The sequence below is a fragment of the Dietzia sp. 111N12-1 genome, assembly GCF_001658045.1.
Classification (GTDB): domain Bacteria; phylum Actinomycetota; class Actinomycetes; order Mycobacteriales; family Mycobacteriaceae; genus Dietzia; species Dietzia kunjamensis.
In genome coordinates, this window is record NZ_LSSV01000027.1 from 179118 (window position 1) to 192949 (window position 13832).

General features: G+C 70.4%; 8 protein-coding genes. 3 read left to right on the forward strand and 5 right to left on the reverse strand.

Annotated features, from left to right (window positions below; genetic code table 11):
• Positions 1 to 17 precede the first annotated feature (17 nt).
• From AYO52_RS06735 to AYO52_RS06745, 3 genes are all read right to left on the reverse strand, one after another.
• Entirely contained in the window at positions 18 to 1490 is a 1473-nt protein-coding gene (locus AYO52_RS06735) for a glutamate synthase subunit beta (protein WP_067714930.1), read from the reverse strand.
• Positions 1483 to 6084, reverse strand: a complete 4602-nt coding sequence (gene gltB, locus AYO52_RS06740) for a glutamate synthase large subunit (RefSeq protein ID WP_067714933.1) — start codon at positions 6082 to 6084, stop codon at positions 1483 to 1485. Before gltB ends, AYO52_RS06735 begins: the two co-directional genes overlap by 8 nt.
• Before the next feature lie 263 nt (positions 6085 to 6347).
• Entirely contained in the window at positions 6348 to 7862 is a 1515-nt protein-coding gene (locus AYO52_RS06745) for a hypothetical protein (protein ID WP_067714936.1), read from the reverse strand.
• 235 nt (positions 7863 to 8097) lie between these two features.
• Here AYO52_RS06745 and AYO52_RS06750 point away from each other — a divergent pair, with 235 nt between their 5' ends.
• Complete coding sequence (locus AYO52_RS06750; RefSeq protein ID WP_067714938.1) at positions 8098 to 9384, forward strand: DUF4921 family protein; 1287 nt, start codon at positions 8098 to 8100, stop codon at positions 9382 to 9384.
• Between the two features lie 49 nt (positions 9385 to 9433).
• On the opposite strand, the gene AYO52_RS06755 is transcribed toward AYO52_RS06750, so the two are convergent.
• Entirely contained in the window at positions 9434 to 10045 is a 612-nt protein-coding gene (locus AYO52_RS06755) for a hypothetical protein (RefSeq protein ID WP_253701945.1), read from the reverse strand.
• A 110-nt stretch (positions 10046 to 10155) separates the two neighbouring features.
• On the opposite strand from AYO52_RS06755, the gene AYO52_RS06760 reads away from it, so the two are divergent.
• Positions 10156 to 11307, forward strand: coding sequence for a DUF4185 domain-containing protein (locus AYO52_RS06760; protein ID WP_067715122.1), 1152 nt, complete (start codon positions 10156 to 10158; stop codon positions 11305 to 11307).
• A 51-nt stretch (positions 11308 to 11358) separates the two neighbouring features.
• On the opposite strand, the gene AYO52_RS06765 is transcribed toward AYO52_RS06760, so the two are convergent.
• Entirely contained in the window at positions 11359 to 12873 is a 1515-nt protein-coding gene (locus AYO52_RS06765; RefSeq protein WP_067714942.1) for an AAA family ATPase, read from the reverse strand.
• Between the two features lie 224 nt (positions 12874 to 13097).
• Between AYO52_RS06765 and AYO52_RS06770 the strand changes: the two genes are divergently transcribed.
• A complete protein-coding gene (locus tag AYO52_RS06770; RefSeq protein WP_067714943.1) occupies positions 13098 to 13787 on the forward strand; it encodes a hypothetical protein in 690 nt (229 codons plus the stop codon).
• Positions 13788 to 13832 lie beyond the last annotated feature (45 nt).

Consider the following 13832-nt stretch of genomic DNA (forward strand, 5'->3'; position numbering starts at 1 on the left):
AGGCGCCACGGCGGATCTCAGCGCTGTGCCACGTCCGTCGGTCGGACCGGCTCCGGCAGCGCCGTCTCCCCCATGAGGAAGCGATCCACCGAGGCGGCGGCGGCGCGCCCCTCCGCGATGGCCCACACGATGAGCGACTGCCCGCGGCCCATATCGCCGGCCACGAACACGCCGTCGACATTGGTCGCGTAGGTGCCGTCACGGTCCACGTTTCCGCGGTCGGTGAAGTCCACCCCCAGGTCGGAACAGAGTCCGGCCTTCTGGGCACCCGTGAAGCCCATCGCCAGCAGCACCAGGTCCGCCGGGTACTCGAAGTCCGTACCGGGAACGGGCTCGAAGCGCCCGTCCACCATCCTCACCTCGGAACCCTTGAGGGCGGTGACGTGCCCGTTCTCCCCCACGAACTCGGCGGTGGACACGCCGTAGACGCGCTCACCGTTCTCCTCGTGGGCGGAGGCCGTGCGGAACATCAGCGGGTACATCGGCCACGGGGTCGAGGCCGCACGCGTCGCCGGCGGGCGGGGCATGATCTCGAAACTCTTGACCGACCTGGCCCCCTGACGGGTCGCCGTGCCGAGGCAGTCCGCGCCGGTGTCGCCGCCACCGATGATGATGACGTGCTTGTCCCGCGCGTGGATGGCGGGCAACCCGTCGGCATCCACCACCGGGTCGCCGACCGCGGCCTTGTTGGCCAGGGGCAGGTAGTCCATGGCCTGATGGATGCCCTCCAGCTCACGGCCGGGCACGGGCAGGTCCCGCCTCATGGTGGCGCCGCCGCTCAGCACCACCGCGTCGAACTGCTCCCGCAGCTGCGACGCCGTGATGTCCTCGCCGACGTTGACCCCGGAACGGAAGACCGTTCCCTCGGCCTCCATCTGCGCGAGACGCCGGTCGAGGACCGCCTTCTCCATCTTGAACTCGGGGATCCCGTAGCGCATGAGTCCACCGATGCGGTCATCACGCTCGAACACCGTGACGGAGTGTCCGGCGCGCGTGAGCTGCTGCGCGGCGGCCAGACCCGCCGGGCCCGAACCCACGACCGCGACGGTCTGCCCCGTACGGAACGACGGGATCACCGGTGCCATGCCGCCGTCGGCCCACGCGGCCTCGGCGATCTCCACCTCGATCTGCTTGATCGTCACGGGCGGCTGGTTGATCCCCAGGACGCAGGAGCCCTCACACGGCGCGGGGCAGAGCCGGCCGGTGAACTCAGGGAAGTTGTTGGTCGCGTGCAGACGGTCGACCGCCGCGTCCCACTTCCCGCGGTGCACCAGGTCATTCCACTCGGGAATGATGTTGCCCAGCGGACACCCCTGGTGGCAGAACGGCACACCGCAGCTCATGCAGCGGGAGGCCTGGGTCTTCAGGTGATCCTCCGGGAGGGTCGTCGACTCGTAGACCTCCTTCCAGTCCATGATGCGCAGGTCGACGGGGCGGCGTTCGGGCAGCTCCCGCTCTGTGTGCTTGAGAAAGCCCTTCGGGTCAGCCATTTGCGGCCTCCATGATCGCCTCGTCCACGTTGCGTCCGTCCTTCTCCGCCTGCTCGATGGCCAGCAGCACGCGCTTGTAGTCGCGCGGCATGACCTTGGCGAAATGATTCACGTTCTGGGCCCAACCACCGAGGATCTCCCGGCCCCGGGCCGAATCGGTCTCCTCCACGTGCCGCTCCACGATGCCGCGGAGGAATTCCACGTCCTCGCTGGTCAGCTCGTCGGTGTCGACGAGCTCCACGTTGAGGTTCTCGGGCAGGACGCCCTGCGGGTCGTAGAAGTAGGCGACGCCACCGGACATGCCGGCCGCGACGTTGCGTCCCGTCTCCCCCAGCACGACGACGCGTCCACCCGTCATGTACTCACAGGCGTGGTCGCCCACGCCCTCCACCACCGCGGTGACGCCCGAGTTGCGCACGCAGAAGCGCTCGCCCACGATGCCGCGGAGGAATACCTCGCCGGCGGTGGCGCCGTAGCAGATCACGTTGCCGGCGATGATGTTGTTCTCGGCCGCGAAATCGGGGGCGGCGTCCTCCGCCGGGCGGACGACGATGCGTCCCCCGGACAGTCCCTTGCCCACGTAGTCGTTGGCGTCACCGAACACCCGCACGGTCACGCCGGAGGCGAGGAACGCCCCGAGCGAGTTGCCGGCGGACCCCGTGAAGCTCAGGTCGATCGATCCCTCCGGGAGCCCGGCACCACCGTGCGCCTTGGAGATCTCGTGGCTGAGCATGGTGCCCACCGAGCGGTTCACGTTGCAGATCGGGTAGCTGCCCGCGAACGGCCCCGTCGCGGGATCAGCGATCACGGAGCGGCTGTCCTCGATGAGCCGGCGGTCGATGACGCCCTCGAGCTTGTGGTCCTGCGACTTGGTGTTCCGCAGGTCCTGGTGCATGAACGGGGACTCCGCCTGGGCGAAGATCGGCGCCAGGTCGAGCTTGGCGACCCGCTTGTTGTGGGCGAACGCCCGCGACTTGTCGAGGCATTCGGAGTGTCCGATCGCCTCGTCCAGCGAACGGAACCCGAGCTCGGCGAGGTACTCGCGCACCTCCTCGGCGATGAACTCCATGAAGTTCACCACGTACTCGGCCTTGCCGTTGAACCGCTCGCGCAGGATCGGGTTCTGGGTGGCGACACCGACGGGGCAGGTGTCGAGATGGCACACGCGCATCATCACGCAGCCGGCCACGACGAGCGGAGCCGTCGCGAATCCGAACTCCTCGCCGCCGAGCAGCGCCGCGACGATGACGTCGCGCCCGGTCTTGAGCTGCCCGTCGACCTGGACGACGATCCGATCCCGCAGGCCGTTGACCAGCAGGGTCTGCTGGGTCTCGGCGAGACCCAGCTCCCACGGGCCGCCCGCATGCTTGAGCGAGGTCAGCGGAGACGCGCCGGTGCCACCGTCGTGGCCGGAGATGAGCACCACGTCGGCGTGCGTCTTGGACACACCCGTCGCGACGGTGCCCACACCCTGCTCGGCCACGAGCTTGACGTGGATCCGGGCCTCGGGGTTGGCGTTCTTCAGATCGTAGATGAGCTGCGCCAGGTCCTCGATCGAGTAGATGTCGTGGTGCGGCGGCGGCGAGATCAGCCCGACGCCCGGGGTCGAGCCACGAACCTCGGCGACCCACGGGTAGACCTTCCCCGGCGGGAGCTGGCCGCCCTCGCCCGGCTTGGCGCCCTGGGCCATCTTGATCTGGATATCGGTGCAGTTGGCCAGGTAGTTGCTGGTCACACCGAACCGGCCTGAGGCCACCTGCTTGATGGCCGACCGGCGCCAGTCACCGTTGGGGTCGGGGCTGAAGCGGTCGATCGACTCGCCGCCCTCGCCCGAGTTGGACCGGGCGTGGAGACGGTTCATGGCGATCGCCAGCGTCTCGTGGGCCTCGGCCGAGATGGAGCCGTAGCTCATCGCGCCCGTGGAGAACCGCTTGACGATCTCCGAGACGGGCTCGACCTCCTCGATCGGCACCGGGGGACGGGTCCCCTTCAGCTCGAACAGGCCGCGGAGGGTGGCCAGACGTTCCGACTGGTCGTCGACGAGCTGGGTGTACTCCTTGAAGATCTCGTAGCGACCGGAGCGCGTGGAGTGCTGGAGCTTGAACACCGTGTCCGGGTTGAACAGGTGGTACTCGCCTTCCCGGCGCCACTGGTACTCCCCGCCGATCTCGAGCTCGCGGTGCGCGGCCTCCTCCGGCCGCGGCAGGAACGCGAAGCGGTGGCGACGGGCCACGTCCTCGGCGATCTCGTCGAGCCCGATGCCGTCGATGGGGCTGATCGAGCCGGTGAAGTACTCGTCGCACAACTCCTGCGAGAGCCCCGTGATGTCGAAGAGCTGCGCACCCGTGTACGAGGCCAGGGTCGAGATGCCCATCTTGGACATCACCTTGAGCACGCCCTTCGCGGCGGCCTTGCGGTAATTGGCGCAGGCCGCGGGGGTGTCCACCCCGGTGAGGTGACCGGTCTTGACGAGCTCGTCGATGGACTCGAACGCCATGTACGGGTTGATCGCCTCGGCGCCGTACCCAAAGAGGACCGCCATGTGGTGGACCTCGCGGGCGTCTCCGGATTCGACCACGAGGCTGACCCGGGTACGGGTCTTCTCGCGGACGAGGTGGTGGTGCACGGCCGAGGTGAGGAGCAGCGACGGAATCGGCGCGTTGCGCTCATCCGACTCACGATCCGACAGCACGATGATCGTGGCACCATCCTCGATGGCGTGGGAGATCTCGCGACGGATCCGTTCCAGGGCGATGCGCAGGCCGCGGCCGCCGTGAGCGACGTTGTACAGGCCGCGGACGACCACCGATCGCAGACCGGGACGGGTCTCGCCGGCCGCCATCAGCGTCGACAGCTCGTCGTTGCCGAGGATCGGGTTGTCCAGGCGGATCTGGCGGCACGACTCCGGGCCCGGGTGGATGAGATCGCCCTCGGGGCCGAGCGTCACACCGTAGCTGGTGACGAGCTCCTCGCGGATCGCGTCCAGCGGCGGGTTGGTGACCTGGGCGAAGCGCTGCGCGAAGTAGTCGAACAGCATCCGTGAGCGCTCCGACAGGACCGGCAGCGGCGTGTCGGTGCCCATCGATCCGATCGCCTCCGCACCCGCCCCGGCCATCGGCGAGACGAGGATCCGGAGCTCCTCCTCGGTGAATCCGAAGACCCGCTGCCTCAGCACGACACGCTCGTGCGGCATGTACGGGTGGTCGACCTGCGGGAGATCCCCGAGTCGGACCATGCCCTCGTCGAGCCACTGCTGGTACGGGTGCTCGGCGGCCAGCTCGGTCTTGATCTCCTCGTCGTCGATGATCCGCCCCTGGGCGGTATCGACCAGAAACATCCGGCCCGGGCGCAGGCGGGTCTTGGTGACGACCTTGTCCTGGGGGATGTCGAGGACGCCGACCTCGGAGGCCATGACGACGAGCCCGTCGTCGGTGACCCAGATCCGGGACGGGCGCAGACCGTTGCGGTCGAGCACGGCGCCGATCACGGTGCCGTCGGTGAACGTGATCGACGCCGGTCCGTCCCATGCCTCCATGAGGGAGGCGTGGTACTCGTAGAACGTCCGCTTGGCCGGGTCCATCGTCTCGTGGCGCTCCCACGCCTCGGGGACCATCATCAGCACGGCGTGGGGCAGGGTGCGCCCTGCCAGCGTCAACAGTTCCAGCGCCTCGTCGAAGCGCGCGGTGTCGGAGCCGCCCGGGGTGCAGATGGGCAGTGCCGCCGACAGGTCCTCGATGTGCTCGCTGGACATGAGTGACTCGCGGGCCCGCATCCAGTTCTCGTTACCGCGGGCGGTGTTGATCTCACCGTTGTGGGCGACGTAGCGGAAGGGGTGGGCCAGCGGCCATGCCGGGAACGTGTTGGTGGAGAAGCGGGAGTGGACGATGCCCAGGGCGGACTCCACACGCTCGTCCTGGAGATCCAGGTAGAACTCCGGGAGCTGCTTCTCGGTGAGCATGCCCTTGTAGACGAAGGTCCGAGGGCTCAGGGACGGGAAGTACACGGTCTCCGAGCCGAGGTCACCCTTGCCCGGCCCCTTGGAGCCCAGCTCGTGCTCGCAGCGCTTGCGCACGACGAAGCACTTGCGCTCGAGGTCCAGCTCGGTGAGCAGCGCCCCTCCGGGGCCGGCGGCCTTGACGAAGATCTGGTGGATGCTGGGCTGCGCGTCGCGTGAGATCGCGCCGACCGTGGAGTCGTCGACCGGTACCTCACGCCACCCGATCACGGACACGCCCTGTTCGGCGGCGATCCGCTCCACCATCCGCATGGCGTCCATCGCGAGCATGCGGGACTGGGGGAGAAAACAAAGGCCGGTGGCATATGCACCGGCCTCAGGCAGTTCTACGTTCTGCTCCTCACGCATCACTTCGCGGAGGAACAAGTCCGGTACCTGGATCAACAAGCCCGTGCCGTCACCGGTGTTGGCCTCGGCGCCAACGGCGCCGCGGTGCTCGAGGTTCACCAGTGCGGCGATCGCCTTCTCGACGATGTCCCGGGACTTGCGTCCGTACATATCCACAACGAACGCGACGCCACACGAGTCGTGTTCGTATTCAGGGCGGTACAGGCTCTTGGGGCCGGGAGTCGTCATCATGTATTCGCCTTCGCTTGTCGACGGGCGGACTCCGTGGTGTCTGGAGCACCCGTACTCAGAGGACCGAAGTGCTCTGGCTCGGAAATAATATGGGCAGAAGGGGCGCAGCACACAAATCGGGAAAGTCAAACTGTGGCCCCTGACATGGGAAGCTGAGTCCACCTTGTGAGATTTCTCTCAGGGTACGCGCCTCACGCCCTCCCGAGATGGCGGAAGGCCCGCCCCGGGCGAATGCTCCCGGGGCGGGCCTTCTCTCAGATAACTCACCGAATGAACGGCATTGGTGGCAACGTGACACCGTCCGGCAGCGCCACTTCGTAGTCACCCAGCGAGCCGGTCATCACGATGGCGGCATTGACGCCCACCGCGGCGCCTCCGACTCCGGCGACACCCGGCTCGCCCCCACGCCCGTTCGGCGTCGGGGGCCCGGGCGCAACCGGCGGCGCGGCGACCGCCGGCGCTGCCGCGACCGGAGCGGGGAGGCCCGGCAGCGGCGGAAGCGCGAGCCCCATGTTGGCGCCCACCTGCAGGATCATCGGTGCAGCAGCCACGGAACCGCCGATGAGCGCGACAGGCAGCAGCAGCGGCAGTGACCCCACAGCCGATCCTGCGGACCCGAGTGGGGCCAGCGACGCCGTGAGGGACCCGAGAGGAGCGAGGGAGCCGGTGGCCGATCCCGGTTCGAGAGATCCCATCGGCAGGGAGCCCTCAGACGAGCCTTCCTCCAGCGACCCTTCATCGGACCCGGCCGACAACGGTGCGAGGGAACCCCCGTCGAGGGAGCCCTCCAACGAGCCGTCGAGCGAACCCTCCCCCGTCCCGTTGCCCGAACCGGCATCAGAACCGGACGACAACGGCGCCAGGGACCCCTCCACCGACCCGTCCTCCGAACCCATGTCATCCGACCCGCCACCGGAACCCGCCGACAACGGCCCCAGCGATCCTCCCACCGATGCGAGAGGCAGGGAGCCCAGAGCAAGGGACCCGGGCGCGAGTGAACCGAGGTCGACCGACCCCTCCCCGGGCTCGTTGTCCGACCCGCCCTCAGAACCGGCCGACAACGGCGCGAGCGAACCCGCATCCAGCGACCCCTCCAACGACCCGTCATCCGATCCCAGATCCTCCGACCCGCCCTCAGAACCGGCTGACAGCGGCGCCAGCGAGCCATCACCCGCCTCGGAACCGGACGATCCGAGCGCCAGGAGCAGAGTCACGGCCACGAGCGATCCGCCCTCGGCGGAACCGGGGTCCAACGACCCGTCGTCCGAGCCGGCATCCGAGCCCGCCGACAACGGCGCCAGGGAACCCGCATCCAGGGACCCCTCCTCCAGCGACCCTTCGTCAGAGCCCACGTCATCCGACCCGGCATCGGACCCCGCGGACAACGGCTGCAGCGAGGCTGGGTCCAGGGAGCCGGGGTCCAGCGAACCGGGGTCGAGCGATCCCGGGTTGAGCGATCCGGTGTCCGGGGACGACCCCGACGGCACGGATCCGGGGTCCACCGAACCGGGCCCCGAGAGATCATCCGAGCCGGTATCGGAACCGGCGGACAGCGGCTCCAGCGAGCCGGGATCCAGCGAGCCGCTCGGTATGCCTCCGTCGAGCGATCCGCCCTCACCCGACCCGGCCGAACCGAGCAGCAGTTCGAGGTTCAGACCGAGCTCGCCGTTGAGCGACCCGGTCTGGGCACCTGCGATCGCCGGCGAACCGGCGGCAGCGAGCAGCGCTGCGCTGGTGAGCGCCGCCGCCCTCAGACGTCGTGCGCGTTTCGAAGACATAATCGATCCTTCTCTCGGTGTCCCTTGCTTCTGCCGGAGGATGCAGCGGATCGCCTGCACCGATCCCCTTACCTGACCTAAACATCGCGTAAACTCAGAATACTGTTACCTAGATCACATTACTACCGGTGAAACGACATATATTTGACCTCGTCAGCGGCCTGCGGCCACCTACGCTCGATGGGTGACCACTGCGCCCCACACCCTGTCGTCCCCGGTCCCGCCGCTTCGCCGCATGGCGGACGGCACGGTCAAGCAGACCAATCCGTTCACCGGCACCGAGGTGTGGACCGTGCCCGGTCGGGCGCACCGGCCCATCGACCACTCCCCCGGGCGGGTCACCGCGGTGGACCCGTCCGCCGCGGAGGCGCACTGCCCGTTCTGTGTGACCCGGCTGCGCGAGACCACCCCGGAGAAGGCGCGCGTAATCCGCGACGGCGACACCTGGCGGGTGCTCGAGGAGGTGTCCGCCGACGAGCTCGATGCCACGACCCCGGAGTTCCGGCTGTTCGGCAATCTCTTCGAGATCGTCTCACTGGACTACTGGAAGGCCGTGCACGGTTACCGCATCCCGGCCCGCGCGGCCGCCCACCAGTCCGCGTATCTCGCGACCCCGTCCGGCGCCGAGCACGTCCGCGCGCTGGTCCGCGCCCGCATCGCCGCAGCGCAGGGCGACCCGTCGGCCGTGGATGCCATGGGCCCGGCCGAACTGGCCACGCACTCGGAGAGCTTCTTCGGCGGCTGTCACGACGTGGTGGTGGCACGCCGTCATCTCACCGACGGCGCCACCGCCAGCGACCGCCACGCCGCGTCGGGCGACCTGACCCCCGCCGAGCACGAGCAGTTCACCGCCTTCACGGTCCGCGCGATGCGGGGCCTGTACCGCGACAACGCACACGCGCGGTACGTGTCGGTGTTCCAGAACTGGCTCGCGCCCGCGGGCGCCTCGTTCGCGCACCTGCACAAACAGCTGGTGGCGATCGACGAGATCCCCGCCAAGACCGCCCGCGAGGCGGCCGCGCTGGGCGGCGACACCGACCTCTACAACCGGCTCGGTGTGGACCACGCCGCGGCCGAGGGGTTGGTGCTGGCGGAAAACGAGCACGCGGTCGCGGTGGTGGGCGTGGGGCACCGCTACCCCGCGCTGGTGGTCTACTCGCGGTCGGCGGCGAGCGCGCCGTGGGAGCATTCGGCGGCCGAGCTGCGCGGCGTCTCGGATCTGCTGCACGCCTGCCACGCGGCGACAGGCCGGCTGGTGCCGTGCAACGAGGAGTGGCACACCCGTCCGCCCGGGCTGGGCGGTGTGGCGATGCCGTGGCGGGTCGTGCTCAAGTGGCGCATCTCGACACCCGCCGGTTTCGAGGGCGCGACCGGCGTCTACGTCAACACGATCGACCCGTGGGGCTTGCGTGACCGGGTGGTACCGCGCCTGGCAGAGCTCCGCGCGCAGGGCCGGATCGCCCACATGGCGGTGGGCACCGAGTGCGGGGACGTGCGGGGGGCACTTCGGTACGGGCGGTGAGGACGACGACGACGAGGTGGTGGCCACGCCCGGCCGGCGGGAGGGCGGGTCAGTGGCCGCGGACGCCGAGGCCGCGGACGCGGCCGGAGGCGCGTGAGACGACACGCGTGTGGATGACGCCCCGCGCGGGGGCGGCGGTGGCCTCACGGATGCCCGGGACGGAGGCCGGGATCACCACCGGCGCGGCGAGACCCGCGTCGAGCAGCATCGCGGTGGGCGTCTCCTCCGAGCCGCCGTTGATGCTGCAACACAGTTGATAGGCGTCCTCGTCCCGCCAGATATTGACCCAGTGGACGTCGAGTCCCTCACGGGCGGCCCGGCGACGCAGCGCCGACGAATAAGGGCACCCCGGCCTCCACAGCACCACCACGGCGCGACCCGCGTCGGCGACGGACCGCACGGTCTGGAGTGGCTCGTGACCGGAGGCGCGCAGCGGGGAGTTCCACAGGGCCAGCACCAGTGCCGCGACGAGCACCACGGCCGCCAACGGCGCGCCGTGTCCGAACCCGATGAGCGTCCACGCCGTGGCACACCCGAGCGCCAGAACGGCTGCGGGGCCGAGCCAGTGGCCGGGGACGAGCTCCCGCCCGGCCCGTGCGAAGGGATGGGTCACGTGGCCGGGGACGAGCTCCCGCCCGGCCCGTGCGAAGGGATGGGTCACGCCGATGACCATACGCCCCGCGGTTCGGGGCGTGGGGCCCGCTTCGCCAGAATTGTGACCTGACAACGAGTCTGGTGCCGCCCGACCGGTTGCGCGGTAGCGTCGGCCCCATGACGGATCCGCCGCCGCCCACTGCGTCCCGCACATCGGCCACCCGCAAGGTCCGGGACCTCACCGGACCCGGGATCACCACGGCCTTCGGGATGGAGGGGACGGATCTGGGAATCCTGACCCGAACCCCGTCCGGGCGCCTGCTCGCGGTGTTCGGCGACACCTTCGCCGGCGCCGGGATGGGTGCCCCCCATGTGGGGCGTCCGCACCCGGGCATCGAGCAGTGTGCCCCCACCACGGACGAGCGCCCCGGTCCCGGAAATCCGGATTGGCGCTCCCCGGTCGGGTTGTTCTCCGACACCGCCGACCCGTCCCGGGGTCTCGAGTGGGCGGACGCCGCCGGCCCGGGCCCGCGGGACTACGCCGCCCAACTGATCGACTATGTGCACGGCCGCGGCTGCTCGACCGTCCTCCCGAGCGACGTGCTCACCATCGGCGACACCATGTACCTGCACGTCATGGTCAACCACGGCCTGGGCACGGTCACCCGCACCCGGATCCACCGGTCGACCGACGACGGCCGGACCTGGGAGCCCACCGGGGCCGAGTTCTCGCCTCTCCTGGAGGGCGGCCATCGCCAATTGTGGACGTGGGAGCTCGGCGGGGACGGGTTCGTCTACGTCCTGTCCACCGGGTTCCAACGTGACAAGGGCGTCATCCTCATGCGGGTGCGTGAGGAGCACCTCGCGGATCCCGACCTCCGCAGGTGGCAGACCTGGGGCTTCCGGAAGGGCGCCTGGAACTGGGGCAATCCCACGACCATCGTGCTGCCCGGCCGGATCGGCGAGATGTACCTGCGTCGGTGCGAGGACTTCTGGACCCTGACCTACTTCGATGCCGGGCACTACCGCATCGACTGTCTGACGTTCCCGCACATCGGGGCCGACCTGCTCGACCGCTCGATCACCACGCACACCACGCTCCTGCGCGGCAGTGCGTGGGGCGACGAGTCGGACGGCTCCGACCCCGGGTCCGGGCCCGCGCGGGTCGCCCAGCTCTACTGCGGCTGCCCGGTGCCGGGATCCACGCCGGAGGAGTGGCACTTCGTGGTGAGCCAGTGGAACACCCACGACTCGGCCGCCGGGCCCGCCGGGTGGCCGTACCGGTCCATGCAGTTCGTCGGCTCGATCCCGCGCCCGCCGCGCGGCTGAGCCAGGATCGCGGCTCAACCAGGGGCCCGGCGGACCAGGGGCCCTGGCGGCTCACGCCCAGGGCAGTGGCCCCAGCTCGCGTTCGGCCCACCGGTGCACGGCGGCGTGGTCGCGCACGTCGAGCCCGGCGGTGTCCACCTCTATCGCATCCGGCCACGGCGGCGTCGCCACCAGCTGGGAGTCCAGGACCTCCACCGTGGCCTCGGACGGGTCGGCGCCCACGGCCGCCCGCGCGGTGATCCGCCGAACCAGCTCGTCGCGGGGCGCGGTGCACGCGATCTCCACCAGCTCGGCGTGCGCGTCCACGGCCACGGTCTCGGCCTCCGCGCGGCGCCGTGGCTCCAGCCAGGTGGCGTCCAGCACCACCGTTCGCCCCTGCGCGAGCAGCCCGGCGGCGCGGGCGAGCATCTCCGCGTAGACCGCGTCGATCGCCGCGTCCGAATACCGGTCGGCGGCGGCGCCCGCGATCTCCCCGCGGACCACGTCGGAACGCAGCAGGTCCGCCGACAGCGCCTCTGCCAGCGGCGCGGCCAGCGTGGACTTACCGGACCCGGACACCCCGCCCACCAGCACCAGACGGACACGGCACCGCAGCAGTGAGTCGACCGCCCGGTCCGCCAACACCAGCGCCCGGCGGGCCTCGCCGCCGGCGGCCCCGTCGTCGGCCTGCTCGGCGCGGATGGCGGTCACCTTGGAGCGGACCAGGGCACGGTAGGCGATGTAGTGGTGGACCAGCGAGGGCGGCGCGTCATCGCCGGAGAAGTCGCGGTAGGCCTCGAGGAGGACGACGGCGAGGTCCCGCGCCCCCGCGGCGTCGAGATCCATCGCCAGGAATGCGATGTCAAGCATCGCGTCGCCGAACCGGAGCCGGTCGTCGAACTCGAGGCAGTCGATCACCCGCGGTCCGTCGTCGGTGAGGTAGACGTCGGCGGCGAGGAGGTCCCCGTGGCCGTCGACGACCCGGCCGGCCGCCACGCGGGACCGCAGCAGCGGGGCCCGCCCCCGCAGGTAGCCCGACGCCAGGGCCGCGATGTCGTCGACGATCTCCGGGGCGTCCCTACCCACGTCGAGTCCGCGCAGGTGGTCGAGGGACTCCGCCCACAACCGCGCCACCGCGGCGGGGGAGCCCGCGGCGTCGATCTCCTCCGAGCGGGGGCTGGCGGCGTGGAGGTGGTCGATCTGCCGGGCCACCTCGCGGATGCCGGCCACGATGTCCGGATCGCCGTCCCCGGTCGAGCCCTCCTGCCGCGACCGCACCAGCGCGGCGAGGCTCCGGTGCGCGGGGAGGCGACGCATCCGCACGACGTGATCGATCACCTCGCCGTCGGGGCCCCTCACCTCCAGCACGCCGGTGTAGACGTCCGGGGCCAGTCGACTGTTGAGCTCGACCTCACGGCGGCTCTGCTCCGCCCGCGCCTCGACGGTGGTGTTGTCGAGGAAGCCGAGATCCAGTGGCTTGCGCACTTTGTGAGCCTGGTCACCCCAGAGGATGATGAGCGCACTGTGGGTCTCCACGAGGCCCGGAGGGCCCGGCGTCGCGGGATCGGATGCTCCGGACACGGTCATGGACCCAGCCTAGGCAGGCACGACGCCGCCCGTGGCGCCTCCGACGGACCCGCCCGACCCCCCGGGGACACGCGAGTGACCGGAGTGTTACATCAACGCGACCTCACGATTCGGACCCCTTGCGCTCTCGCAGGCCGCTTGTAGGGTCGCTGACGCACCTCGCTTCCGACCGGGGTGCCCGCGATGAGAGACATCGGGGTCGATGTAGATCGGAGACGTGCTCTATGACGAACACTCACCGGAAGACCACCAACCGCACCACCGCGAAGATCGCCGCCGTCGGCGCGTTCGGACTCGGTGCCGCCATCGCGTTCCCGGGCCTGGCCGCCGCGGAGGCCCCCACTGACCCCACCGCCAGCCTCGCCGACATCACGGGCGAGGACGGCAGCCTCGAGGGCGCCCTGGGCACCGACCTCGACCTCGACCTGGGCAGCCTGGCGTTCAACCTCAACCTCGATGCCGAGACCCCCAACCCGGGCTCCGTCGAGCTGGGTAGCCTCGGCGTCTCGCCGAACACCGGCAGCGCGCTGATCGACGGCAACTCCGGTTCCGCCGAGGACGAGACCGAGACCGCGACCGGGTCGGCCACCGGCTCCGCCGACGAGGATGCGACCGACGCCGACGCCGACAGCGGCTCGCTGGGCAGCAGCGACGAGACCACCGATGACACCGACGGCGTCACGACCGCCGCGGTGACCGAGGAGGCCCCGGCCACCAGCGGTTCGCTCGGCTCGGGTGACGAGACCACCGATGAGCCCCCCGTCGATGAGACCGCCGCCGAGACCGGGTCGCTGAGCGGGTCGCTCGCCGGCCTGAGCTCCGGCGCCGAGGACGACACCACCACCGGCGCCACCGTCGACGCCGACGCCGAGGTCGAGGCCGACGCCGGGCTGAACTTCGGCTCGCTGGGCTGATAACCCCCGCGTCCACGACGCGCCTTCCCGGCCCGGGATCGTGCC

Coding starts and splice junctions, on each gene's coding strand:
- gltB (WP_067714933.1), bottom strand. CDS start 6,084: ATGATGACGACTCCCGGCCCCAAGAGCCTGTACCGCCCTGAATACGAA.
- AYO52_RS06765 (WP_067714942.1), bottom strand. CDS start 12,873: ATGACCGTGTCCGGAGCATCCGATCCCGCGACGCCGGGCCCTCCGGGC.
- AYO52_RS06770 (WP_067714943.1), top strand. CDS start 13,098: ATGACGAACACTCACCGGAAGACCACCAACCGCACCACCGCGAAGATC.
- AYO52_RS06735 (WP_067714930.1), bottom strand. CDS start 1,490: ATGGCTGACCCGAAGGGCTTTCTCAAGCACACAGAGCGGGAGCTGCCC.
- AYO52_RS06745 (WP_067714936.1), bottom strand. CDS start 7,862: ATGTCTTCGAAACGCGCACGACGTCTGAGGGCGGCGGCGCTCACCAGC.
- AYO52_RS06750 (WP_067714938.1), top strand. CDS start 8,098: ATGGCGGACGGCACGGTCAAGCAGACCAATCCGTTCACCGGCACCGAG.
- AYO52_RS06760 (WP_067715122.1), top strand. CDS start 10,156: ATGACGGATCCGCCGCCGCCCACTGCGTCCCGCACATCGGCCACCCGC.